Origin of the sequence: Pseudomonas sp. BJa3 (assembly GCF_026343815.1) — a bacterium.
Taxonomy (GTDB): domain Bacteria; phylum Pseudomonadota; class Gammaproteobacteria; order Pseudomonadales; family Pseudomonadaceae; genus Aquipseudomonas; species Aquipseudomonas soli.
On sequence record NZ_JAOXMC010000005.1, the window covers coordinates 183306 to 208613 of the forward strand.

Below are 25308 nucleotides of genomic sequence, written 5' to 3' on the forward strand. Positions count from 1 at the left end.
AAAAGCATCGCCGGCAAGCCGGCTCCCACAGGATAGTGCAGTACCTGTGGGAGCCGGCTTGCCGGCGATGGGCTGCGAAGCAGCCCCCTATGGCTTCACGTTTGAATTACAGCGCAGCAATCCGCGCATGCTGTTCGGTGAAGTTGGCCAGGGCCTGCTCCGATTCGGCCAGCTTGGCGCGTTCCTTCTCGATCACCGCAGGTGGGGCCTTGTCGACGAAGGCGGCGTTGGACAGCTTGCCGCCGACGCGCTGCACTTCACCCTGCAGGCGCTGGATCTCCTTGCTCAGGCGCGCAAGCTCGGCGTCCTTGTCGATCAGGCCGGCCATCGGCACCAGCACTTGCAGGTCACCCACCAGGGCGGTGGCCGACAGTGGTGCTTCGTCCTGTTCGCCGAGCACGGTGAACGACTCGACCTTGGCCAGCTTCTTGAGCAGCGCTTCGTTTTCCTGCAGGCGACGCTGGTCGTCGGCATTGGCGTTCTTCAGGAACAGCGGCAGCGGCTTGCCCGGGCCGATGTTCATCTCGGCGCGGATGTTGCGCAGGCCGACCATCAGCTCCTTGAGCCACTCGATGTCGCCTTCGGCGGCGGCGTCGATGCGGCTTTCGTTCGCTTCTGGCCATGGCTGCAGCATGATGGTCTTGCCGTTGATGCCGGCCAGCGGCGCGATGCGCTGCCAGATCTCTTCGGTGATGAACGGCATGAACGGGTGGGCCAGGCGCAGGGCCACTTCCAGCACGCGTACCAGGGTGCGGCGGGTGCCGCGGGCGCGCTCGACCGGGGCATTCTCGTCCCACAGCACCGGCTTGGACAGCTCCAGGTACCAGTCGCAGTACTGGTTCCAGATGAACTCGTACAGCGCCTGGCTGGCCAGGTCGAAGCGGAACTGCTCGAGCTGGCGGGTCACCTCGGCTTCGGTACGCTGCAGCTGCGAGATGATCCAGCGGTCGGCCAGCGACAGCTCGTAGGCCTCGCCGTTCTGGCCGCAGTCCTCGCCCTTGTCCAGCACGTAGCGGGCGGCGTTCCAGATCTTGTTGCAGAAGTTGCGGTAGCCTTCGACGCGGCCCATGTCGAACTTGATGTCACGACCGGTGGAAGCCAGCGAGCAGAAGGTGAAGCGCAGGGCGTCGGTGCCGTAGCTGGCGATGCCTTCGGGGAACTCGGCCTTGGTCTGCTTGGCGATCTTCTCGGCGAGCTTGGGCTGCATCATGCCGCTGGTGCGTTTTTCCAGCAGGGCGTCGAGGGTGATGCCGTCGACGATGTCCAGCGGGTCGAGGACGTTGCCCTTGGACTTGGACATCTTCTGCCCCTGGCCATCACGCACCAGGCCGTGCACGTAGACGGTCTTGAACGGTACCTGCGGGGTGCCGTCCTCGTTCTTGATCAGGTGCATGGTCAGCATGATCATCCGGGCGACCCAGAAGAAAATGATGTCAAAGCCGGTGACCAGCACGTCGGTGGAGTGGAACTTCTTCAGGAACTCGGTCTGTTCCGGCCAGCCCAGGGTGGAGAAGGTCCACAGGCCCGAGCTGAACCAGGTGTCGAGCACGTCGTCATCCTGGCGCAGTTTCACATCGTTGCCCAGGTTGTGCTTGGCGCGCACTTCGGCCTCGTCGCGGCCGACATAGACCTGGCCGGCCTCGTCGTACCAGGCCGGGATGCGGTGGCCCCACCACAGCTGGCGGCTGATGCACCAGTCCTGGATGTCGCGCATCCACGAGAAGTACATGTTCTCGTATTGCTTGGGCACGAACTGGATGCGGCCGTCTTCGACGGCGGCGATGGCAGGCTCGGCCAGCGGCTTGGTGGAGACGTACCACTGGTCGGTCAGCCATGGCTCGATGACGGTGCCGGAGCGGTCGCCTTTCGGCACCTTCAGGGCGTGGTCGTCGATGCTGACCAGCAGGCCTTGGGCGTCCAGGTCGGCGACCATCTGCTTGCGCGCGACGAAGCGGTCGAGGCCGGCGTACTGGGCCGGCAGCGAGGTGTCGAGCTGCTCGTTGACGCTGCCGTCGAGGTTGAATGCCTGCACCGCGGCCAGCACGGTGGCGTTCTTGTCGAAGATGTTCAGCAGCGGCAGGTTGTGGCGCTTGCCGACTTCGTAGTCGTTGAAATCGTGGGCCGGGGTAATCTTCACGCAGCCGGTGCCGAATTCGGGGTCGCAATAGTCATCGGCGACGATCGGGATCAGACGACCGACCAGCGGCAGTTTGACGAACTTGCCGATCAGGGCCTGGTAGCGCTCGTCATTCGGGTTGACGGCAACGGCGACGTCACCGAGCAGGGTTTCCGGACGGGTGGTGGCGACCACCAGGTGGTCCTTGCCGTCGGCGGTCTTGGCGCCGTCGGCCAGCGGATAGCGCAGGTTCCACAGGTGGCCCTTCTCGTCGTGGTTTTCCACTTCGAGGTCGGAGATTGCCGTGTGCAGCTTGGTGTCCCAGTTGACCAGGCGCTTGCCGCGGTAGATCAGACCGTCTTCATGCAGGCGCACGAAGGCTTCCTTGACCGCCTCGGAGAGACCGTCGTCCATGGTGAAGCGCTCGCGGCTCCAGTCCACCGACGAGCCCAGGCGGCGGATCTGGCGGCTGATGTTGCCGCCCGACTGGTCCTTCCACTCCCAGACCTTCTCCAGGAACTGCTCACGGCCCAGGTCGTGGCGGTTCTGGCCCTTGGCCTCGAGCTGGCGCTCGACCAGCATCTGGGTAGCGATACCGGCGTGGTCGGTGCCCGGCTGCCACAGGGTGTCGCGCCCTTGCATGCGGCGGAAACGGATCAGGGCGTCCATGATCGCGTTGTTGAAGCCGTGGCCCATGTGCAGGCTGCCGGTCACGTTCGGCGGCGGGATCATGATGGTGTAGGACTCGCCTGCACCTTGTGGGGCGAAATAGTTCTCGGACTCCCAGGTGTTGTACCAGGAAGTTTCGATGGCGTGCGGCTGGTAGGTCTTATCCATGCGCGGCGGGACCCTTAGGCATTAATTCGGGAAAGCCGGGAAGTATAACCAAGCTGCGCGTTTCAAGACAGGTGTAGCGGGCAAGCCCGCTTGAGGGAGCGGGCTTGCCCCGCGATGCGGACGAAGGGTTACTCGGAACGCTTGAGCAACCGTTCCAGCCGCGCATCGAGGCGGCGCTTGATCTCGGTCTCGATGTGCGGGGTGAAGTCGTTGATCACGTCCTGCATGATCGACTGCGCCGCGGCGCGCAGTTCGGCGTCCAGATGCAGCAGGGTGTCCTGGCGGCGGGTCTGGGCATCCTCTTCGGGTGCCGGAGTCGGTGCCGGCGCTGCGGCGGCGGACGCTTCGGCGCTCGGCTCGTCGAGCAGCAGGGGGATCTGCTCCACGGTTTCGGTCAGCAGGGGCGGTTGCAGGTCGGCGTCACCCAGCAGCTCGCGGATCGACTCGAGGTCGTCGAGCAGGTGGGCGGAATGGGTCAGGGAGTTCAGCTGCTTGTCCATCGTCGTCAAAGTCGCTGTAAGCGGTGGTCTTGCAGAGCATAGCCCTGTTCGCGGTAGAAACGGAATCGCTCGCGAGCGGCCAGGCGGATGGCCGGCTCCTCGACGACGATTTCGGCGACCCGTTCGAACTGGCCGACAAAGGCCGGAACCTCGCCACCCAGGTTGATCAGCAGGTCACGGTGTTGGCCAGCATCGGCGCCGACACCCAGCGCGACAACGGCGTCGGGGTGCTGTTCGGCATGGTCGTGGGGCAAGAAGGCCTCGCCCTTGAACTGCCACAGGCGCAGGTCAAGTTCGCTGCGCTGCGCCTCGTCCTGGCAGTGCAGGTAGACCCGGTGGCCGAGGCGCCAGGCCTTTTCGCACAGCTTGCAGGCGAAATCCAGGCGCACCGACAGCGAGTCGCTGGGCAGGATGTAGAAATCGACTTTGCTCATGATCGTTAAGTGCCGGCCGGTGGCGCGGGGGCGCCACCGGCTGCGCGCCATCAGGCGCCGGCGCGGTCCAGCAGGTACTGGGTGAGCAGCGGTACCGGGCGGCCCGAGGCGCCCTTGTCCTTGCCGCCGCTGATCCAGGCAGTGCCGGCGATGTCCAGGTGCGCCCAGTGGTAGGCCTTGGCGAAGCGCGACAGGAAGCAGCCGGCGGTGATGGTGCCGGCCTTCGGGCCACCGATGTTGGCGATGTCGGCGAACGGGCTGTCCAGCTGCTCCTGGTACTCATCGAACAGCGGCAGCTGCCAGGCGCGGTCGTCGGCGCGCTTGCCGGCGTCGAGCAGTTGGCCGACCAGGGCGTCGTCATTGCCCATCAGGCCGGAGGTGTGGCTGCCCAGGGCGACGATGCAGGCGCCGGTCAGGGTGGCGATGTCGATCACCGCCTGTGGCTTGAAGCGTTCGGCGTAGGTGAGGGTGTCGCACAGCACCAGGCGGCCTTCGGCGTCGGTGTTGAGGATCTCGACGGTCTGCCCGCTCATGGTGGTGACGATGTCGCCCGGACGGGTGGCGCCGCCGCTCGGCATGTTTTCGGCGCAGGCCAGCAGGCACACCAGGTTGATCGGCAGTTGCAGCTCGAGCACGGCGCGCAGGGTGCCGAACACACTGGCGGCGCCGCACATGTCGTACTTCATCTCGTCCATGCCGGCGCCGGGCTTGAGGCTGATGCCGCCGGTGTCGAAGGTGATGCCCTTGCCGACCAGCACGAACGGTTTTTCGCTCTTCTTGCCGCCCTGGTAGTTGAGCACGATCAGCCGTGGTGGCTGGTCGCTGCCCTGGCCCACGGCGTAGAACGCGCCCATGCCCAGGTCCTTGATCTTCTTCTCGTCCAGCACCTCGACCTTGAGGCCCTTGTGCGCCTTGCCCAGGTCCTTGGCCTGTTCGGCGAGGAAGCTCGGGTGGCAGACGTTCGGCGGCAGGTTGCCCAGGTCGCGGGTGAAGGCCATGCCGGTGGCGATGGCGCTGGCATGCTTGACGGCGCGCTCGGCCTCGGCCTGACCAGCCTTGGCGGTGAGCAGGGTGACTTTCTTCAGGGCGCGCGGTTCGGCCTTCTGGCTCTTGTAGCGGTCGAACACGTAGTTGCCGTCGAGCAGGGTCTCGGCCAGCAGGCGGTACTTGCCGTAGTGGCCATCGCGGCCGGTGACGGCGATGTCGTCCAGGGCCAGCACGGCGTCGCCGCCACCCAGGCCCTTGAGCACGCCGGCGACGCTGGCCACCAGCTTGCGCCAGGCGCGGTCGCCGAGGGCTTCGTCCTTGCCGCTGCCGACCAGCAGCACGCGCTCGGCCTTCAGGCCCGGCAGGCTGTGCAGCAGCAGAGTCTGGCCCGGCTTGCCGGCCAGGTCGCCGCGCTTGAGCAGCGCGCTGATGGCGCCTTCGGTGGCCTGGTCGACGGCCTTGGTGGTGGCGCCGAGCTTGCGGCCTTCACCCACCGGCACGACCAGGGTGGCGGTCTTGACGGATACAGCGGCTACGCTTTTTACAACCAGTTCCATGTCTGGGGTCCCCGAATGATCTGTCAGTTGGCGCTGTCTTGGGCAAGCGCTCGTCAAACCGCCCCGGCAACCTTTGCCGGCCAGCGGAAAAGCTGCCAGTTTGAGCTTGCCGCGACCTTGCTGACAACCCCGTCATGCGCCAAGGTGCGCGGCCAAGTGACAGGCGCCGTCAATCACAGGATAATGCGCGCACTTTTACATGGAGGTTCGCCTTGGCGAACCGGCATTGGTCTTGGCTGTCCGAATCGTTCGTCTGGCTTTGAACCCCTGACAACCCAGGAGTGTCTGGTTTGATCGTCTTTCGTTATCTGTCCCGCGAGGTCCTGGTGACCTTGAGCGCCGTCAGCGCCGTGCTGCTGGTGATCATCATGAGCGGGCGCTTCATCAAGTACCTGGCCCAGGCGGCCCAGGGCATGCTCGACCCGGGCGTGCTGTTCATGATCATGGGGTTCCGCCTGCCGGGCTTCCTGCAACTGATCCTGCCGCTGGGGCTGTTCCTCGGTATCCTGCTTGCCTATGGCCGGTTGTATCTCGAAAGCGAGATGACCGTGCTGTCGGCCACTGGCATGAGCCAGCAGCGCCTGCTTGCCGTGACCATGGTGCCGGCGGCACTGGTCGCCCTGCTGGTGGCCTGGCTGAGCCTGAGCCTGGCCCCCCTGGGGGTTGCCCAGGTGCAGAAGATCATCGCCCAGCAGGATACCCTGACCGAGTTCGACACCCTGGTGCCGGGCCGTTTCCAGACCCTGCGCGATGGCTCGCGGGTGACCTACACCGAGCAGCTGTCCGATGACCGCATCAACCTGGCGGGCGTGTTCATCTCCGAGAAGCGCTTCAACCAGGACAAGACCAAGGACCGCGCGCCTTCGGTGCTGGTCGCCGAGAAAGGCCACCAGGAAGTGCAGGCCGACGGCAACCGCTATCTGGTGCTGCAGAACGGATACCGCTACGACGGCAATCCCGGCCAGGCCGACTACCGTGCGATCAAGTACGACACCTATGGCGTGCTGCTGCCAAAGCCTGAGGTCGCCGAGGAGGTGACCGAGCGCGAGGCCATCCCGACTTCCGACCTGTTCGGGCATCAGGGGCTGCGTGAGCGCGCCGAGCTACAATGGCGCCTGTCGCTGCCGCTGCTGGTGTTCGTGGTCACCCTGCTGGCGGTGCCGCTGTCGCGCGTCAACCCGCGCCAGGGCCGCTTCCTCAAGCTGCTGCCGGCGATTCTCCTGTACATGGCCTATCTGACAATGCTGATTTCCGTGCGTGGCGCCCTGGAGAAGGGCAAGTTGCCTATCTCGCTGGGTATCTGGTGGGTCCATGGCCTGTTCCTGCTGATCGGCCTGGCGCTGATGTACTGGGAGCCGCTGCGTCTGAAGCGTGCCGCTCGCCGTGCGGAGGTGGCCCGTGGTTAAACTGGACCGCTACATCGGCCAGAGCGTGCTGCTGGCCATTCTCGCCGTGCTGGGCATCATCCTCGGCCTGGCCTCGTTGTTCGCCTTCATCGATGAGATGGGCGACCTGAGCGACACTTACACGGTCATGGATGCCAGCAGCTTCGTGCTGCTCACCGCGCCGCGCCGGCTCTACGACATGCTGCCGATGGCGGCGCTGATCGGCTGCCTGATCGGCCTGGGCAGCCTGGCCAGCAGCAGCGAGCTGACCATCATGCGCGCTGCCGGTGTGTCCATCGGGCGCATCGTCTGGGCGGTGATGAAGCCGATGCTGGTGCTGATGCTGGTCGGCCTGCTGATCGGCGAATACGTGGCCCCGGTGACCGAGAACAAGGCCCAGGCCGACCGTTCGCTGGCCCAGGGCGGTGGCGAGGCGCAGAGTTCCAAGCGCGGCATGTGGCACCGCCAGGGCGAGGAGTTCGTGCACATCAACTCGGTGCAGCCCAATGGCCTGCTGCTGGGCGTGACCCGCTACCGCTTCGATAGCGAGCGCAAGATCCAGACCTCCAGCTTCGCCCGCCGGGCGCAGTACGTCGATGGCAAATGGATGCTCAACGATGTGGCCACCACCTACTTCCGCGGTGACCACACCGAAGTGGTCAAGAGCCCAGAAGAGGTGTGGGACGTGTCGGTGACCCCGGAGTTGCTCAACACCGTGGTGCTGGCACCGGAGTCGCTGTCGATCACCGGGCTGTGGGACTACATCCACTACCTGTCCGACCAGGGGCTGAACAACGCCCGCTACTGGCTGGCGTTCTGGACCAAGGTCCTGCAGCCGGTGGTCACCGCGGCGCTGGTGCTGATGGCGATTTCGTTCATCTTCGGCCCGTTGCGTTCGGTCACCCTTGGCCAGCGCGTGTTCACCGGTGTGCTGGTGGGCTTCGTGTTCCGCATCGCCGGGGAACTGCTGGGCCCATCGAGCCAGGTGTTCGGCTTCCCGCCGCTGCTGGCGGTGGTGATTCCGGCCGGCATCTGTGCGCTGGCGGGCTTGTGGTTGATGCGCCGGGCGGGTTGATGGCCTGAGCTGCATAAAGAAGCCGACCCTTGGGTCGGCTTTTTTGCGGGTGCTTTTCGCAGGCCTGATGCCCGCGCAGCTCACTTCTTGCGCTTGGGCAGGCGTACCAGCTGGGTCTCGGAATAGATGTCGTGCCAGCTGCGTTTACGTTTGTCGAACAACGACCAGATGAAACCCAGCCCCAGGCACAGCCACGACGCGATCGACACCACGAAACGCAGCAATGCCTGCCAGAGGCTGATGGCGCTGCCATCGGCGTTCTGCACGCGCATGCCCCATACCTGCATGCCCAGGGTCTGGCCACCGTGGGTCCAGAACTTGGCGAAGAAGCCAAACAGGGCGAACAGCAGAATCGTCGACAGCAGCGGGTCGCCGTCCAAGGCACCGGCCTCGGTCAGCTCGCGCATGCGCGCCTCGCCGATGATCGCCATCTGGATCATCTTGTAGGCGCCGGCAGTCACGATCAGCAGGGCCGTGCACAGCAGGAAGTCGTAGAACATCGCGGCCAGGCGACGGCCCAGGCCGACCGGCGGGAAATCACCCTGGGGGTTGAGCAATGGCTTGGACATGCATGACAGCTCCAGATGGCAAAGGCCCATTCTATGGAATTGCGCGCACAAAAAAGCCCCTGTGCGTCAACACAGGGGCTATTTATCGGAAGATCAGCCTTCGGCCTGGACTTCGTCAGCCTGCATGCCTTTCTGGCCCTGGACGGCCACGAAGGTCACTTTCTGGCCTTCTTTCAGGCTCTTGAAGCCGTTGCCTTGGATGGCGCGGAAGTGCACGAACAGATCCGGACCGCTTTCTGGGGTGATGAAGCCGTAACCTTTTTCGTCATTGAACCACTTGACGGTACCGTTCTGACGCTCAGCCATTGTCTTATTTCCTATGAAGCTTAAATATTGATGACAGTTTCTTTCACACTTTTTGTAAGTGAAAGACTACTGGGCTGGGTTGCAGGAAAGTAAGAGACGTCGAACGGGTTGTAGCAGATTGCGGCTACTGGCCCAGGTCACGAACTGTTGCGACCCATGCAAACACAGTGCAGTGACTCTACGCCAACTGCCGAGCGAAAAACAAGCCCTTGCGACGGGTGAAAATCAGGCTTTTCCCGATCACCGAACGATTTGTCGGAAACGCCGTGGCGCCTGGCCTGGCGCTATGTTCAGAAGTTATTGGACAGGTTCGAAAACGAATATGTCGAACCCGTCCAATCCACTCATTCAGCCACGGTAGTAACGTTGCGCCACGAAAGGCATTTTGCTGACTTTCATGGCAACTTGCTTGCCGCGCACCATTGCAAACAGTGCAGTGTCCAGGGTGGTGTGTTCGTTATCGACATAGCCCATTGTGACCGGCGCGCCGAGCGTCGGGCCGAAGCCGCCGCTGCACACCTCGCCGACCACCTTGCCTGTCGCGTCGACGATCTGCGCGCCTTCACGCACCGGGGTGCGCTCCTGGGGCAGCAGGCCTACGCGTTTGCGCGCCACGCCGGACTGTTGCTGGGCAAACACGGTGTCGGCACCCGGGAAACCACCGGCCCGTGCGCCGTCGGCACGGCGCACCTTGGAGATGGCCCACAGCAGGCTTGCCTCGATCGGCGTGGTGGTGGTGTCCATGTCGTGGCCGTACAGGCACAGGCCGGCCTCCAGGCGCAGTGAGTCGCGTGCGCCCAGGCCGATTGGCTGTACCTCTGGCTCGGCCAGCAGCCGGCGCGCCAGCGCTTCGGCCTTGTCGGCCGGCACGGAAATCTCGAAACCGTCCTCACCGGTGTAGCCCGAGCGGCTGACATAGCAGTCGGCGCCGAGCAGTTGAACAGGCTGGAACTGCATGAACGTCATCTTCGCCACCGCAGGTGCCAGGCGCTCCAGCACCTTGACCGCCGCCGGGCCTTGCAGCGCCAGCAGGGCGCGTTCCTCGAACAGTGGCTGGATCTCGCAGCGGCTGCCGATGTGCTGGCGCAGGTGGGCCAGGTCCTGCTCCTTGCAGGCGGCGTTGACCACCAGGAACAGGGTGTCGTCACCGAGGTTGGCGACCATCAGGTCGTCGAGGATGCCACCCTCGGCATTGGTGAACATGGCATAGCGCTGCATGCCCACCGGCAGGTCGATGATGTCCACCGGCACCAGGGTTTCCAGGGCCTTGGCGGCGTCGTTGCCGCGCAGGATGATCTGGCCCATGTGCGAAACGTCGAACAGGCCGGCCTGCTCGCGGGTGTGCAGGTGCTCCTTGAGCACGCCCAAGGGATATTGCACGGGCATGTCGTAGCCGGCGAACGGCACCATGCGCGCGCCCAGTTCCAGGTGCAGGGCGTGCAGCGGGGTCTTGTGCAGTGTTTCGGACATCGGTGACTCCTTGGTTTTTATTCGGGTCAACATTCGATGATGTTGACGGCCAGACCGCCGCGGGCGGTCTCCTTGTACTTGCTTTTCATGTCGGCGCCGGTCTGGCGCATGGTGCGGATGACCTTGTCGAGGGAAACGTAGTGCTGCCCGTCGCCGCGCAGGGCCATGCGCACCGCGTTGATCGCCTTCACCGAGCCCATGGCGTTGCGCTCGATGCAGGGCACCTGGACCAGCCCGCCAATGGGGTCGCAGGTCAGGCCCAGGTTGTGTTCCATGCCGATCTCGGCGGCGTTCTCCACCTGTTGCGGAGTACCGCCCATCACTTCGCACAGGGCGCCTGCGGCCATGGAGCAGGCCACGCCGACCTCGCCCTGGCAGCCCACCTCGGCCCCGGAGATCGATGCGTTCTCCTTGTACAGAATGCCGATTGCCGCGGCAGTGAGCAGGAAGCGCACCACCCCGTCCTCGTTGGCGCCGGGCACGAAGCGCATGTAGTAGTGCAGCACCGCGGGGACAATGCCGGCCGCGCCATTGGTCGGTGCCGTGACCACGCGTCCGCCGTAGGCGTTTTCCTCGTTCACCGCCAGGGCGTAGAGGTTGACCCAGTCGAGCACCGACAGCGCATCGCGCAGGCTGGCTTCCGGATGGCGGCTGAGCTGGCGGTACAACGCCGGAGCCCGGCGCTTGACCTTCAGCCCGCCAGGCAGGATGCCTTCGTGCCGGCAACCGGCCTCGACGCAGTCCTGCATCACCTGCCAGATGCGCAGCAGGCCGGCACGGGTCTCGGCTTCCGGGCGCCAGGCGGCCTCGTTGGCCAGCATCACCTGGCTGAACGACAGGTGCTGCGCGGTGCAGTGGCCGAGCAGTTCCTTGCCGGTCTTGAAAGGGTAGGGCAGCACGGTGCTGTCCTCGACGATGCGGTCATGGCCGGCCGCATCCTCGTCAACCACGAAACCGCCTCCCACCGAGTAGTACTCGCGGCTACGGATCTGCAGGCCGGCGGCATCGAAGGCGCGGAAGATCATGCCGTTGGGGTGGTAGGCCAGCGGTTTGCGGATCATCGCCAGGTGCTGTTTTTCGACGAAGTCGATGTCGTGTTCACCGAGCAGGCTGAGCCGACCGCTTTCACGAATGGCTTGCAGACGGGCGGGGATGGCTTCGGTATCGACGCTGTCCGGATGCTCGCCTTCCAGGCCAAGCAACACGGCCTTGTCGCTGCCGTGGCCCTTGCCGGTGGCGCCGAGGGAGCCGTACAGCTCGGCCTTGACCGTGGCCGTGCCGGCCAGCAGGCCATCACGGCGCAAGCCTTCGGCGAAGCGCGCGGCGGCGCGCATCGGCCCGACCGTGTGCGAGCTGGAGGGGCCGATGCCGATCTTGAACAGGTCGAAGACGCTCAAAGACATGCTGCTTCCTCCTGATGATGGCCAGTAAGCCCATTGGGGGCTGCTACGCAGCCCATCGCCGGCAAGCCGGCTCCCACAGCTTAGCGCTGAACCTGTGGGAGCCGGCTTGCCGGCGATGGGGCGCACAGCGGCCCCACCCGATCAGACGTCCTGGTAACTCTCGATCGACGGGCAGGCGCACACCAGGTTGCGGTCGCCGAACACGTTGTCGACCCGGCCGACCGGTGGCCAGTACTTGCCTTCCACCAGGCTCGGCAGTGGATACACCGCCTGCTCGCGGCTGTAGCCGTGGGCCCATTCGCCGGCCAGCTCCGCCGCTGTGTGCGGGGCGTTCTTCAGCGGGTTGTCGTCCTTGTCCAGGCTGCCGTTCTCGACCGCGCGAATCTCTTCGCGGATCTGGATCATGGCGTCGCAGAATCGATCCAGTTCCTCTTTCGACTCGCTTTCGGTCGGTTCGATCATCAGCGTGCCGGCCACCGGGAAGGACATGGTCGGGGCGTGGAAGCCGAAGTCGATCAGGCGCTTGGCGACATCGTCGACGCTGATGCCGCTGGTGTCCTTGAGCGGACGCAGGTCGAGGATGCACTCGTGCGCCACCAGGCCGTTGCCGCCGGTGTACAGCACAGGATAGTGCTCTTCCAGGCGACGGGCGATGTAGTTGGCGTTGAGGATCGCCATCTGCGAGGCGCGCTTGAGGCCCGCGCCACCCATCATGCGAATGTACATCCAGGTGATCGGCAGGATGCTGGCGCTGCCGAACGGTGCGGCGCATACCGCGCCCTGGGTGTTTTCCAGCTGGGCATGGCCCGGCAGGAATGGCGCCAGGTGCGCCTTGACGCCGATCGGGCCGACGCCCGGGCCGCCGCCGCCGTGGGGGATGCAGAAGGTCTTGTGCAGGTTCAGGTGCGAGACGTCGCCGCCGAACTTGCCCGGGGCGCACAGGCCGACCATGGCGTTCATGTTGGCGCCGTCGATGTACACCTGGCCGCCGTTGTCGTGGATGATCGCGCAGATCTCGCCGATGGCTTCCTCGAATACGCCGTGGGTGGACGGGTAGGTGATCATGATCGCCGCCAGGCGCTCGCGGTGCTCGATGGCCTTGGCACGCAGGTCGTCGATGTCGACGTTGCCGCGCGCGTCGCAGGCGGTCACTACCACGCGCATGCCGGCCATGTGCGCGGTGGCGGGGTTGGTGCCGTGGGCCGAGGACGGGATCAGGCAGATGTCACGGTGGCTGTCGCCACGGCTGCGGTGGTAGGCGCGGATCGCCAGCAGGCCGGCGTATTCGCCTTGGGAGCCGGCGTTGGGCTGCAGTGACACGGCGTCATAGCCGGTGGCGGCGCAGAGCATGGCCTCCAGCTCGCTGGTCATCTGCAGGTATCCCTGGCTTTGCGCGGCCGGGGCAAACGGGTGCAGGTTGCCGAACTCGGCCCAGGTCACCGGGATCATTTCGCTGGCGGCGTTGAGCTTCATGGTGCACGAGCCCAGCGGGATCATGGTGCGGTCCAGGGCCAGGTCCTTGTCGGCCAGGCGGCGCAGGTAGCGCATCAGCTCGGTTTCGCTGTGGTAGCGGTTGAACACCGGGTGCTCGAGGATGGCCGACTGGCGCAGCAGGCCGGCCGGCAGGCGCACGGCGACGGTGTTGGCCAGGGCGGTGAAGTCAGGGCTGGCCTGGCCGTCGGCGAACAGCTGCCACAGGGCCTCGACATCGGCCTGGGTGCTGGTTTCGTCCAGCGACAGGCCCAGCTGGGCGGCGTCGACCTGGCGCAGGTTGATGCCCTGGGCGCGGGCCTTGTCGTGCAGCGCGCTGGTGCTGGCACCGGTGGCCAGGGTCAGGGTGTCGAAGAAATCGCCGGTGACCACCTTGATGCCCAGCTTGGTCAGGCCGGTAGCGAGGATCGCGGTCAGCGCATGGGTGCGCTCGGCAATGCGCTTGAGGCCGGCAGGGCCGTGGTACACGGCGTACATGCTGGCGATGTTGGCCAGCAGCACCTGGGCGGTGCAGATGTTGCTCGTAGCCTTCTCGCGGCGGATGTGCTGCTCGCGGGTCTGCATGGCCAGGCGCAGGGCCGGCTTGCCGAAGCGGTCGATCGATACCCCGACCAGACGGCCCGGCATGTCGCGCTTGAAGGCGTCGCGGGTGGCGAAGTAGGCCGCGTGCGGGCCACCGAAGCCCAGCGGCACGCCGAAGCGCTGGGCGCTGCCGATGGCCACGTCGGCGTCGAACTCGCCCGGCGGGGTGAGCAGGGTCAGGGCCAGCAGGTCGGCGGCCACGGCCACCAGGGCACCTGCGCCGTGGAAGCGCTGCACCAACTCGCGGTAGTCGAACACGTCACCGTTGCTGGCCGGGTACTGCAGCAGGGCGCCAAAGAAGGCGCTGACGTCGCCCAGTTCGCGCTCGTCGCCCACCACCACCTCGATGCCCAGCGGTTCGGCGCGGGTGCGCAGCACGTCGAGGGTCTGCGGGTGGCAGTGCACGGAGGCGAAGAAGGCATGGCTAGCCTTGTTCTTCGACAGGCGCTTGCAGAAGGTCATGGCTTCTGCGGCGGCGGTGGCCTCGTCGAGCAGGGAAGCGTTGGCGATCGGCAGGCCGGTGAGGTCGCTGATCAGGGTCTGGAAGTTCAGCAGCGCTTCCAGGCGGCCCTGGGAAATCTCCGGCTGGTATGGGGTGTAGGCGGTGTACCAGGCCGGGTTCTCCAGCAGGTTGCGCAGGATCGGCGCCGGGGTGTGGGTGTTGTAGTAGCCCTGGCCGATGTAGCTCTTGAACAGCTGGTTCTTGCCGGCGATGGCTTTCAATGCGGCAAGGGCATCGGCCTCGCTCTGCCCGTCGTGGCTGCCGAGCACGCTGGTGCCCTTGATGCTGTCGGGGATGACGGCGGCGGTCATCGCGTCCAGCGAGTCGAAGCCCAGGGTCGTGAGCATGGCCTGCTCGTCAGCGGCGCTTGGGCCGATGTGGCGGGCGATGAATTCGTTGGCGGTGCCGAGGTTGATGGTCATGGTGATTCCTCAGGCGTCGTCGTTGGCTTTGAGCAGGCGGTCGTAGGCATCCTGGTCGAGCAGGGCATGCACTTCGCTCATGTCGGCGGGCTTGAAGCGGAAGAACCAGCCTTCGCCCAGCGGGTCTTCGTTGACCAGTTCGGGGCTGTCGTTGAGATCTTCGTTGACCGCGACCACTTCACCGTTCAGTGGCATGTACACGCCGCTGGCGGCCTTGACCGACTCCACGGTGGAGGCTTCGGCGCCCTTGTCGTACTGCTGCAGCTCCGGCAGTTGCACATAGACCACATCACCCAAGGCGTTCTGGGCGTAGGCGGTGATGCCCACGGTGACGCTGCCATCGGCTTCGACGCGCAGCCATTCGTGATCTTCGGTGAAACGCAACTCGCTCATGGGAATTCCTCGGGAAGCAGGGGCGTTGGGCGCGGTAGGCTCCGCGCTCTTAAGGTTGGAATTCCCTTAGCAATAATGCGGCCAGTCTTAAAAATCCTTATAAATCAATTGGTTAGTTTGTTAATGCAATCGATTTGTCATTTTTGTGGAATGAAATCGATACAGGAGAAGGGTGATTCAAAAGCACAGTGGGATCAAACCCTTGTACCCAGGCACCCAGATGGGTGTGTAGCGAATTCTGTACAGTGGAATGATTTTAATACGGCCTGCTTCCGGAGCGGGACTGGGCCGGCGAAGCAGCATCAGGCCTTGTTTGGAATACCGTACTTGCGCAAGCGCTGGGCTATCGCGGTATGCGAGGTTTGCAAGCGCCCCGCCAACTGCCGCGTCGAGGGATAGCTGGCATACAGGCGTTGCAGCAACTCCCGCTCGAAATCCCCCACGGCCTGTTCCAGGCTGGCCACCTCGCCATCCTGCCCGCGGGCCACCGAGGTGCCGGCGATGTCCAGGTCGCCGATGTCCACCACGTTGCTTTCGCAGATGGCCGCGGCGCGGAAGATCACGTTCTGCAACTGCCGCACGTTGCCCGGCCAGGGGTTGCCCAGCAGCGCCGGATGGGTGGCGGGCGCCAGGCGGCAGGGGGGGCGCTGGATCTGGGTGCAGGCCTGCTGCATGAAGTACTGCGCCAGGGACAGGATGTCCTGGCCGCGATCACGCAGGGGCGGAACTTGCAGGTTGAGCACGTTGAGGCGGTAGAACAGGTCTTCGCGGAAGGTGCCCTCGGCGACCATGCGCTCGAGGTCGCGGTGGGTGGCGCTGATGATGCGCACATCCACCTTCACCTCGCGGTCGCCGCCGACGCGGCGGAAGCTGCCGTCGCTCAGGAAACGCAGCAGTTTGGCCTGCAGGTACGGCGACATCTCGCCGATCTCGTCGAGGAACACCGTGCCCTGGTTGGCCAGCTCCATCAGCCCGGGCTTGCCGCCGCGCTGCGCGCCGGTGAAGGCGCCCGGGGCGTAGCCGAACAGCTCGCTCTCGGCCAGGCTCTCGGGCAGTGCCGCGCAGTTGAGGGCGAGGAACGGTGCGGCATGGCGGCTGCTGATGGCGTGGCAGGCGCGGGCCACCAGCTCTTTGCCGGTGCCGGTTTCGCCATGCACCAGCAGCGGCGCGTCGAGGGCCGCCACGCGCAGGGCGCGGGCCTTGAGGGTGCGAATCGCCGGGGAGTCGCCGAGCATGGCGTCGAAGCCTTCGGCGTGGTCGTGGTGCAGGGCCGAAAGGCGCTCGCCCATGCGGTTCGGCGGGTACAGCGTCAGCAGGCCGCCGGCATGGGTGATTGGCGTGGCGTCGAGCAGCAGGCTCTGGCCGTTCAACTGCATTTCGCGCATGGGCAGGTGGAAGTTGTTGTCCAACAGGGCCTGCAGCAGGTCGGGGTCGCCGAACAGTTCGCCCACCGAACGCCCGGCGGACTCACGCCCGCACAGGGCGATCAGCGCCGGGTTGGCCAGCAGCACCTTGCCCGCGCTGTCCACCGCCAGCACCGGGTCGCTCATGGCGGCGAGCAGGGCGTCGAGTTGCAGGTGCCGGCGTTGGCCGGGGAGGATGTCGACCACTTCCACCGATTGCACGCCGCGTACTTCGAACAGCGCGTCGTGCAGCTCTTCGAGCACGGCGGGACTCAGGGTCGGGGCGTCGATGTAGACGTTCGGCGGGACCATCTCCACGGCATCGAGGTTGAGGTTGCGGGCGCCGAGCAGGGCCAGGACTTCCTGGGTGATGCCGACGCGGTCGATGAAGCTGACGTGGATGCGCATGGGGAGATCGGGGCAGTGGCCAAGCGAGTGCGCCAGTATGCCTTGGGAAGGGCTCTAAACCCAATCGCGGGGCAAGCCCGCTGCCACGAAGCCCCGCGATTGCACTCAGCCCAGATGTTCAGGCTTGATCGAATCGCCCGATTTCACATCGAGCTTCTGGCGAATGTCTTCGAACATGTAGTCGTAGAGCTTGTGCGGCGAACCGAGACTCTCGAATTTCTTCGGCGCTGGCAGGTACGACTGGGCCTTGCGGCTCAACTGCATCAGAAAGCTGGGCAGCACCTGGTCCTTGGCCAGGAAGAACTTCTCATCGACGGCCTTGCCCTCGATGTGGCCATGCATGCGGAACTGGATACCGCGGCCTTCGCTGGGATCCGATACGGCCTCGTAGTCGATGCACAGGTCGTAGCTGTGGTCGTTGGTGTTCAGCGCAGTGCGCTCGATATGCACGTGACCGGGTTGATACTGGGCCATGGCGAGGTCCTCCGGAAGGTTGAAAACGGCCGGTGCCAGGCACCGGCCAACTGCGTTCAACGGTAGCTGATTCCCGGCTTGGCGGTGGAAACGCGGGTACCGGCGGTGCCTTTGACGATGTCCTCGATGTTCTCCAGCGAGCTGATTACCGCGACCTTGCCGGTATTCCGGGCGAAATCGCAGGCAGCCTGCACCTTGGGCCCCATGGAGCCGGCGGCAAAGCCCAGCTTCTCGAGCTCGTCGGGGTGCGCCTGGGCGATGGCTTTTTGTGTCGGCTTGCCGAAATCGATGTACGCAGCGTCGACGTCGGTGGCGATGATCAGCAGGTCGGCATCCAGTTGTTCGGCCAGCAGCGCCGAGCACAGGTCCTTGTCGATCACCGCCTCGATGCCCTTGAGCTTGCGGTTTTCGTCGTACATGGTGGGGATACCGCCGCCGCCGGCGCAGATCACGATGCTGCTTTTTTCCAGCAGCCACTTGATCGGGCGGATCTCGAAGATGCGCTTGGGTTTCGGGCTGGCCACCACCCGGCGGTACTTGTCGCCGTCGGGCTTGACCACCCAGCCCTTGTCCTTGGCCAGGCGTTCGGCTTCGTCCTTGGCGTACACGGGGCCGATGAACTTGGTCGGGTCCTTGAACGCCGGGTCGTTGGCGTCCACTTCAACCTGGGTGAGCAGCGTGGCGAACGGCACCTCGAAGTCCAGCAGGTTGCCCAGTTCCTGCTCGATCATGTAGCCGATCATGCCTTCGGTCTCAGCGCCAAGCACGTCCAGCGGATAGGCTTCATCCGGCTTGTACGACAGCCCCTGCAGCGACAGCAGGCCGACTTGCGGCCCGTTGCCGTGGGCGATGACCAGTTCGTTGCCGGGATGGATCTTGGCGATCTGTTCGGTGGCGGTGCGGATATTGGCACGCTGGTTGTCGGCGGTCATCGGCTCGCCGCGGCGCAGCAGGGCGTTGCCGCCCAATGCAACAACGATACGCATGGGGAATGTCCTTTGCGGATTTAGGGTAAGCGCCTCTTCCTTTGTGGGAGCCGGCTTGCCGGCGATCACTGGCGAAGCCGGTGCCATGCACCGTGTTGCCCGTATCGCCGGCAAGCCGGCTCCCGCAGAGTCAAGGCCGCTGTCAGAGATCAGCCAGGGTCGACACGAGGATCGCCTTGATCGTGTGCATGCGGTTTTCCGCCTGCTCGAAGGCGATGCACGCCGGCGACTCGAACACGTCATCGGTCACTTCGATGCCGTTGGCCAGGTGCGGGTACTGTTCGGCGATCTGCTTGCCGACCTTGGTCTCGGAGTTGTGGAACGCCGGCAGGCAGTGCATGAACTTGGTGCGCGGGTTGCCGGTGGACTTCATCAGCTCCTTGTTCACCTGGTACGGCAGCAGTTGCTGGATACGCTCACCCCAGGCCTCGACCGGTTCGCCCATTGATACCCATACATCGGTGTGGACAAAGTCGACGCCCTTGACCGCGGCTTTCGGGTCTTCGGTCAGGGTGATGCGCGCGCCGCTTTCTTCTGCGTACTTTTTGCACCGTTCGACCAGGTCGTCATGCGGCCACAGGGCCTTGGGCGCGGCGATGCGCACGTCCATGCCGAGCTTGGCGCCGATCAGCAGCAGCGAGTTGCCCATGTTGTTGCGGGCATCGCCCAGGTAGGCATAGCTGATGTCGTGCAGCGGCTTGTCGCTGTGCTCGCGCATGGTCAGCACGTCGGCGATCATCTGGGTCGGGTGGTATTCGTCGGTGAGGCCGTTGAACACCGGCACGCCAGCGAACTTGGCCAGTTCCTCGACGATCTCCTGCTTGAAGCCGCGATACTCGATGGCGTCGTACATGCGCCCGAGCACGCGGGCGGTGTCCTTCATGCTTTCCTTGTGGCCGATCTGCGAGGAGTTGGGATCGATATAGGTGACGTTGGCGCCCTGGTCGTAGGCGGCGACTTCGAAGGCGCAGCGGGTGCGGGTCGAGGTCTTCTCGAAGATCAGGGCGATGTTGTTGCCTTTCAGGTGCTGCTGCTCGGTGCCGGTGTACTTGGCGCGCTTGAGGTCGCGGGACAGGTCAAGCAGGTAACGCAGCTCGCGGGTGGTGTGATGTTCGAGGCTGAGCAGGTTACGGTTGTGGATGTTGAACGCCATGATGATTCTCCTTGAGTTCGGTAATCCCCCGGCCGCCGCTGGGTGAGCGCGGCCGGGGTGATGGACGTTTAGTAGTCGATAGGGTCGCGCACGATCGGGCAGGTCATGCAGTGGCCGCCGCCGCGGCCCCGGCCCAGCTCGCCGGCGCTGATGGTGATGACCTCGATCCCGGCCTTGCGCAGCAGGGTGTTGGTGTAGGTGTTGCGGTCGTAGCCGATGACCACGCCGGGCTCCACGGCCACCACGTTGTTGCCGTCATCCCACTGTTCGCGCTCGGCGGCGAAGCTGTTGCCGCCGGTCTCGACCACGCGCAGCTTGACCCCCAGGTGCTCGCCGACCACCTCGATGAACGACTTGTTCTCGCGGCGCACGTCCATGCCGTAAGGCTTGCTTTCGTCCGGGCGGATGATGAACGGCACGATCTCTCTCACCACTTCCGGGAAGACCGTGACCAGGTCGCGGTCGCAGAAGCTGAACACGGTGTCCAGGTGCATCGCGGCGCGGGACTTGGGCAGGCCGGCGACGATGACTTTCTCCACCGCGCCCTTGGCGAACAGGTTCTGTGCCAGCTGGCCGATGGCCTGGCGCGAGGTACGTTCGCCCATGCCGATGAGCACCACGCCCTTGCCGATCGGCATCACGTCGCCGCCTTCGAGGGTGGCGTTGCCGTGGTCCTTGTCCGGGTCGCCGTACCAGACCTGGAAGTCGGCGTTGGTGAACTCCTTGTGGAACTTGTAGATGGCGGTGGTCAGCAGGGTTTCCTGGCGTCGCGCAGGCCAGTACATCGGGTTGAGCGTCACGCCGCCGTAGATCCAGCAGGTGGTGTCGCGGGTGAACTGGGTGTTTGGCAGCGGCGGCAGGATGAAGCTGGAGTGGCCCAGGTAGTCGTTGTACATCTTGACCACGCTGGCGCCTTCGCTTTCCGGCAGGTCCTGGCCTGCCACGCCGCCGATCAGGAATTCGGCCAGGTGGCGTGGGTCGAGGCCCTCGAGCCAGCTACGCACTTCGTTGGTGAGGCCGACGCCGACGGTGTCGGAGGTGATCTTGCGGTCGAGAATCCACTTCAGCGCTTCAGGTTGCTGGACGATGTCGGTCAGCAGGTTGTGCATCTCCAGGACATCGACGCCGCGCTCACGCATCTTGGTGACGAAGTCGAAGTGATCGCGCTTGGCCTGGTCGACCCAGATCACATCGTCGAACAGCAGTTCGTCGCAGTTGCTCGGGGTCAGGCGCTTGTGCGCCAGGCCCGGGCTGCAGACCATCACTTTGCGCAGCTTGCCGGCTTCGGAATGAACGCCGTATTTCTGTTTCTCAGTGGACATGGTGAATCCTCCTGTAATGCGAAGACATGGGTTCAGAGCGTCAGGAAGCCGTCATACAGGCCGTAGGCAGCCAACAGGGCGCCCGCGACCACGGCGGCGAAGATCAGTTTTTCCACGCTGGTGAAGATCGGTTGGCCGACCTCGCGCTTGGCCTTGGCGAACAGGATCGCGCCAGGGGCATAGAGCAGAGCCGAGAGCAGCAGGTACTTGACGCCACCGGCGTACAGCAGCCAGATCGCGTAGAGCAGGGCGATGCCGCCGATGATCAGGTCTTTCTTGCGTTCAGCCAGGGCCTGCTCATAGGTTTCATTGCGCCAGGCGAGCAGGAAGGCATAGGCCGCCGACCACAGGTAGGGCACCAGGATCATCGAGGTGGCGAGGTAGATCAGCGACAGGTAGGTGCTGTTGGAGAACAGGGTGATGACCAGGAAGATCTGCACCATGGCGTTGGTCAGCCACAGGGCGTTGGCCGGCACATGGTTGGCGTTCTCGCGGCGCAGGAACTCCGGCATGGTGTGGTCCTTGGCGGCGGCGAACATGATCTCGGCGCACAGCAGCACCCACGACAGCAGCGCCCCCAGCAACGAGATGATCAGGCCGACGCTGATCAGCACCGCGCCCCAGTGGCCCACCACATGTTCGAGCACGGCGGCCATCGACGGGTTCTGCAGCTTGGCCAGCTCGGGTTGGGTCATCACGCCCAGCGACAGCACGTTGACCAGCACCAGGAACAGCAGCACGGTGATAAAGCCGATGACCGTGGCCTTGCCGACGTCAGAGCGCTTTTCCGCACGAGAAGAGAAGATGCTCGCGCCCTCGATGCCGATGAACACCCACACGGTGACCAGCATCATGTTGCGCACCTGGTTCATCACGCTGCCCAACTCCGGTGTGCCCACGGCCCAGATATCCGCGGTGAACACATCGAGCTTGAACGCGAACAGGCAGATCAGGGCGAACAGGGCCAGCGGCACGACCTTGGCCACGGTGGTGACCAGGTTGATGAACGCGGCTTCCTTGATGCCGCGCAATACCAGGAAATGCACGGCCCACAGCAGGACCGAGGCGCCGATCACCGCCGCCGGGGTATTGCCCTCACCGAAAACCGGGAAGAAGTACCCCAGGGTGCTGAACAGCAGCACGAAATAGCCGACGTTGCCCAGCCAGGCGCTGATCCAGTAGCCCCAGGCTGAGGAAAAGCCCATGTAATCGCCAAAACCAGCCTTGGCGTAGGCGTACACGCCGCCGTCCAGGTCGGGTTTGCGGTTGGCCAGGGTCTGGAATACGAAGGCGAGGGTGAGCATGCCCACCGCGGTGATGGCCCAGCCGATCAGCACCGCGCCGACACCGGCACTGGCGGCCATGTTTTGCGGCAATGAGAAGATCCCGCCGCCGATCATCGAACCCACTACAAGTGCAACAAGCGCACCCAGTTTTAGTTTTCCGGGAGAATCAGACATTTATCGACTCCGTACCAGGAGAAAGTTGACCTCAGAATAAATCTGACGCCTGGATCATTCGCTGACTTAGATCAGTTCATGCCAGCATGAAGGTAAGAAAAAACCTTCATGCGTCTCCTGGAGGATGCCGACAGCTTCGTTGCAGGCCTTGTACGCTGGCACCTCCATGTCCTTCTGGAGCAAACGCTCCGTTTTGCCTGCGAACCATGAAGTTAGTCTCTTTTAGGCTTTTCGCAAATTTTTCACAGTAAATAGCGACGTATTTAGGTGGGGAGTGAGATACTTTGCAATTGTCACTTTTCACTGCCCCGCGCTATAGACAGTCCGGTTATGAGTGCTATAGCTTTAATGGCTCGATTCAATAAGAAACTTGTAACATTCATGTTGCCAAATACGTTTACGCGCACCCGCGCACGAGGAGCCCCATGAGCGAACCGGGACAGAAGCTACGCCTGGGCGCGCTGATCGCGTTGGTGGTCGGTTCGATGATCGGCGGTGGGATCTTCTCGTTGCCGCAAAACATGGCGGCGCGCGCCGATGTCGGCGCAGTGCTGATCGGTTGGGGCATCACCGCGGTGGGCATGCTGGCATTGGCCTTTGTGTTCCAGACCCTGGCCAACCACAAACCTGAGTTGGACTCAGGGGTGTACGCCTATGCCAAGGCCGGTTTTGGCGACTACATGGGCTTTTCTTCGGCCTGGGGCTACTGGATCAGTGCCTGGTTGGGCAACGTTGGCTATTTCGTGCTGCTGTTCAGCACCCTCGGTTTCTACTTCCCGGTGTTCGGCCAAGGTAATACGCCGATGGCCATCGGCTGTGCTTCATTGCTGCTGTGGGCGGTGCACTTCCTGGTGCTGCGTGGCATCAAGGAGGCGGCCTTCATCAACCAGGTGACCACTGTGGCCAAGGTCGTGCCGTTGCTGATATTCATCGTCATCGCGGCTGTCGCCTTTCGCGCCGATATTTTCACCCGCGACATCTGGGGGATGAGCAATCCGCAGTTCGGCAGCGTCCTCGAGCAGGTCCGCAACATGATGCTGGTGACGGTGTTCGTGTTCATCGGCATCGAAGGTGCGAGTGTCTATTCGGGGCGAGCGCTGCGTCGCACCGATGTGGGCAAGGCCACGGTGATCGGCTTTCTCGGCGTGCTGGCGCTGCTGGTGCTGGTCAACGTGTTGTCGCTGGGGGTCATGACCCAGCCGGAACTTGCCGGGTTGCAGAATCCATCGTTGGCGTCGGTGCTGGAGCACATCGTCGGGCCCTGGGGCGCATTACTGATCAGCCTCGGCCTGGCGGTGTCGTTGCTCGGGGCGCTGCTGTCGTGGGCGCTGTTGTGTGCCGAGATCCTCTTCGCCACTGCCCGTGACAAGACCATGCCGCGGTTCCTGGCGCGAGAAAACGCCAACCATGTGCCGGCCAACGCCTTGTGGCTGACCAACGTGATGATTCAGGGCTTTTTGTTGATCACACTGTTCTCCGCCGGTACCTACACCAGCCTGATCTACCTGGCGTCGTCGATGATCCTGGTTCCTTACTTCTGGTCGGCGGCCTATGCGGTGTTGCTGACCGTGCGAGGCGAGAGCTACCAGGGGCAGGCGGGGTTGCGGCGCAAGGACATGCTGGTTGCCGTGATCGCGCTGTCATATGCGGTGTGGTTGCTGTATGCCGGTGGGCTCAAGTACATCCTGCTGTCGGCGTTGCTCTATGCCCCGGGGGTGATCCTGTTCGCCCGGGCCAAGCGCGAGCAGGGGCAGGTGCTGTTCACCGCATGGGAGAAGCTGATTTTCGCGGCGGTGCTGGTGGGCGCCGGGTTGGCGGCGTATGCGCTGTATTCGGGCTTGCTTAGCCTCTGACTGCTCATGTCAGGCGCGATTGAATCAATTTTGCAGTTCGACGCTGCCTTGCGAAACAGGCCGTTCCGGGCGTGACCAGATCCATAGGTTGCCGAGCGCCATGCCGCCGATGGCAAGGAATACGGGCCAGTGGTGCTCGAGGACGATCAGCATGAGGCTTGCGCATAGCAACATGCTGATAGTGGCGCTGATCTTGGCGCGCCGCTGGATCACCTTGCCGTTGCGCCAATTGAAGAGGATCGGGCCGAACAGTCGGTGGTTCTCAAGCCACGCGGACAGCCGCGGCGAGCTGCGGGTAGCGGCCCAGGCGGCGAGGAGGATGAACTCGGTGGTGGGCAGCCCGGGAATGACGATGGCGACCAGGCCAATGCCCAGGCTCACATAGGCCAGGATCGCATACAGCAGGCGGGATACTTTGGAGCGGGCGATTCGGGTCATGGTCTCACTGCAACGGTGCGGCCGCCCGCAGACGGCCGGGTAAAGCGTGTCAGGCCAGCGCCGCGTCGGCGGCATAGGCATGCTTGAGCAGCTCGGTGAAGCGCTCGAAGGCGGCGACCGCGCCACGTTCGGCGGCGGCGTCTTCCTCGGGCGACAGGTCCAGGCTGTCGAGGATGCGGGTGAACTGTTTCCAGCCTTCGGCGCGACCGCCGGCCGGTTCGCCCAGGTGACGGGCACCGAAGGTTTCGGACAGTTCCAGGGCCACGGCGCGCTTGATCAGGAATGCGGCGCCCAGTTTGGAGCCTTCGGAGACGAAGATCCAGCCCAGGGCTTCGCCCAGGCTTGGCTTGCCCAGGGCGCCGGCGAAGGGCGCGGGCACTTCGGTGTCGAGGTCGGCCAGGTCGAGGCGGGCCTGCTCGGCGCGGCAGCGCTCGGCCAGGTCGGGGACGATGGCGATCAGTTGCGGGTCGGTGTACAGCGCCTGCAACTCGGACTGGAACAGGTACTGGGCGACCACGAAGCGGGCGAAGCTCTCGCGGCTGTCGAACGGCTTGTGCGACTTGACCAGGGCGTCCAGCTCGGTGTGCGGGGCATGGGTGACCTGGTTCAGGCGCTGGGAGCGCAGGTTGGCGCGTTCGGTGGAAGGGGCGGTCATGGGGGCATCCTTGGAAAATGGGGCGTCTAGTGACAAGACGAAACAGAAGACGCGGAACAGTAAAAAAACCTCACCTGCGAAGTGAAATCATTCGCACAGGGCTCGATGCAGCGCCGGGCAAGCCCGC

The 25308-nt window shown here is 64.3% G+C and carries 21 protein-coding genes; 3 read left to right on the forward strand and 18 right to left on the reverse strand.

What is annotated here, in order from left to right:
* Positions 1-106: 106 nt before the first annotated feature.
* The 4 genes from OH705_RS07715 to OH705_RS07730 form a co-directional block, all read right to left on the reverse strand.
* Entirely contained in the window at positions 107-2953 is a 2847-nt protein-coding gene (locus tag OH705_RS07715; protein WP_023629114.1) for a valine--tRNA ligase, read from the reverse strand.
* Between the two features lie 128 nt (positions 2954-3081).
* Positions 3082-3453 (reverse strand): DNA polymerase III subunit chi, encoded by a 372-nt coding sequence (locus OH705_RS07720; RefSeq protein WP_267301710.1) that lies wholly within the window; start codon positions 3451-3453, stop codon positions 3082-3084.
* Positions 3454-3458: 5 nt separating this feature from the next.
* A complete protein-coding gene (locus OH705_RS07725) occupies positions 3459-3887 on the reverse strand; it encodes a DNA polymerase III subunit chi (protein WP_023629112.1) in 429 nt (142 codons plus the stop codon).
* Between the two features lie 50 nt (positions 3888-3937).
* Positions 3938-5431 (reverse strand): leucyl aminopeptidase, encoded by a 1494-nt coding sequence (locus tag OH705_RS07730; protein WP_038706751.1) that lies wholly within the window; start codon positions 5429-5431, stop codon positions 3938-3940.
* Positions 5432-5721: 290 nt separating this feature from the next.
* Here OH705_RS07730 and lptF point away from each other — a divergent pair, with 290 nt between their 5' ends.
* Together lptF and lptG are read left to right on the forward strand one after the other, a co-directional pair.
* Positions 5722-6837, forward strand: coding sequence for an LPS export ABC transporter permease LptF (gene lptF / locus OH705_RS07735; protein WP_023632478.1), 1116 nt, complete (start codon positions 5722-5724; stop codon positions 6835-6837).
* Entirely contained in the window at positions 6830-7891 is a 1062-nt protein-coding gene (gene lptG, locus OH705_RS07740) for an LPS export ABC transporter permease LptG (RefSeq protein ID WP_023632477.1), read from the forward strand. Before lptF ends, lptG begins: the two co-directional genes overlap by 8 nt.
* Before the next feature lie 80 nt (positions 7892-7971).
* On the opposite strand, the gene OH705_RS07745 is transcribed toward lptG, so the two are convergent.
* The 12 genes from OH705_RS07745 to arcD (OH705_RS07800) all read right to left on the reverse strand — a co-directional run bounded on the left by OH705_RS07745 (position 7972) and on the right by arcD (OH705_RS07800) (position 22235).
* Entirely contained in the window at positions 7972-8460 is a 489-nt protein-coding gene (locus OH705_RS07745) for an RDD family protein (RefSeq protein ID WP_046854298.1), read from the reverse strand.
* A 93-nt stretch (positions 8461-8553) separates the two neighbouring features.
* A complete protein-coding gene (locus OH705_RS07750) occupies positions 8554-8766 on the reverse strand; it encodes a cold-shock protein (protein ID WP_046854299.1) in 213 nt (70 codons plus the stop codon).
* Positions 8767-9114: 348 nt separating this feature from the next.
* Complete coding sequence (gene gcvT / locus OH705_RS07755; protein ID WP_094011698.1) at positions 9115-10236, reverse strand: glycine cleavage system aminomethyltransferase GcvT; 1122 nt, start codon at positions 10234-10236, stop codon at positions 9115-9117.
* A gap of 26 nt (positions 10237-10262) precedes the next feature.
* A complete protein-coding gene (locus tag OH705_RS07760) occupies positions 10263-11639 on the reverse strand; it encodes an L-serine ammonia-lyase (protein WP_038706749.1) in 1377 nt (458 codons plus the stop codon).
* Between the two features lie 141 nt (positions 11640-11780).
* Entirely contained in the window at positions 11781-14636 is a 2856-nt protein-coding gene (gene gcvP / locus OH705_RS07765; protein WP_267301717.1) for an aminomethyl-transferring glycine dehydrogenase, read from the reverse strand.
* A gap of 9 nt (positions 14637-14645) precedes the next feature.
* On the reverse strand, positions 14646-15029 hold the full coding sequence (gene gcvH, locus OH705_RS07770; RefSeq protein ID WP_267301718.1) for a glycine cleavage system protein GcvH: 384 nt from the start codon (positions 15027-15029) through the stop codon (positions 14646-14648).
* A gap of 302 nt (positions 15030-15331) precedes the next feature.
* Positions 15332-16840, reverse strand: coding sequence for a sigma-54-dependent transcriptional regulator (locus OH705_RS07775; protein WP_094011695.1), 1509 nt, complete (start codon positions 16838-16840; stop codon positions 15332-15334).
* Between the two features lie 105 nt (positions 16841-16945).
* On the reverse strand, positions 16946-17314 hold the full coding sequence (locus OH705_RS07780; protein ID WP_031315061.1) for a DUF5064 family protein: 369 nt from the start codon (positions 17312-17314) through the stop codon (positions 16946-16948).
* A 56-nt stretch (positions 17315-17370) separates the two neighbouring features.
* On the reverse strand, positions 17371-18300 hold the full coding sequence (gene arcC / locus OH705_RS07785; protein WP_160290943.1) for a carbamate kinase: 930 nt from the start codon (positions 18298-18300) through the stop codon (positions 17371-17373).
* 142 nt (positions 18301-18442) lie between these two features.
* Complete coding sequence (locus tag OH705_RS07790; RefSeq protein WP_094011694.1) at positions 18443-19453, reverse strand: ornithine carbamoyltransferase; 1011 nt, start codon at positions 19451-19453, stop codon at positions 18443-18445.
* A 68-nt stretch (positions 19454-19521) separates the two neighbouring features.
* Positions 19522-20775: an arginine deiminase gene (arcA, locus tag OH705_RS07795; RefSeq protein WP_110604796.1), complete on the reverse strand. Its 1254-nt coding sequence runs from the start codon at positions 20773-20775 to the stop codon at positions 19522-19524.
* 32 nt (positions 20776-20807) lie between these two features.
* Entirely contained in the window at positions 20808-22235 is a 1428-nt protein-coding gene (gene arcD, locus OH705_RS07800) for an arginine-ornithine antiporter (RefSeq protein ID WP_023630518.1), read from the reverse strand.
* A 425-nt stretch (positions 22236-22660) separates the two neighbouring features.
* Between arcD (OH705_RS07800) and arcD (OH705_RS07805) the strand changes: the two genes are divergently transcribed.
* Positions 22661-24088, forward strand: coding sequence for an arginine-ornithine antiporter (arcD, locus tag OH705_RS07805; RefSeq protein ID WP_023630516.1), 1428 nt, complete (start codon positions 22661-22663; stop codon positions 24086-24088).
* 24 nt (positions 24089-24112) lie between these two features.
* Here the strand turns inward: arcD (OH705_RS07805) and OH705_RS07810 are convergent, their stop codons facing one another.
* Positions 24113-24526, reverse strand: a complete 414-nt coding sequence (locus OH705_RS07810; RefSeq protein WP_160290944.1) for a YbaN family protein — start codon at positions 24524-24526, stop codon at positions 24113-24115.
* A 49-nt stretch (positions 24527-24575) separates the two neighbouring features.
* Positions 24576-25181: a biliverdin-producing heme oxygenase gene (locus tag OH705_RS07815; RefSeq protein WP_038706745.1), complete on the reverse strand. Its 606-nt coding sequence runs from the start codon at positions 25179-25181 to the stop codon at positions 24576-24578.
* Positions 25182-25308: the final 127 nt, after the last annotated feature.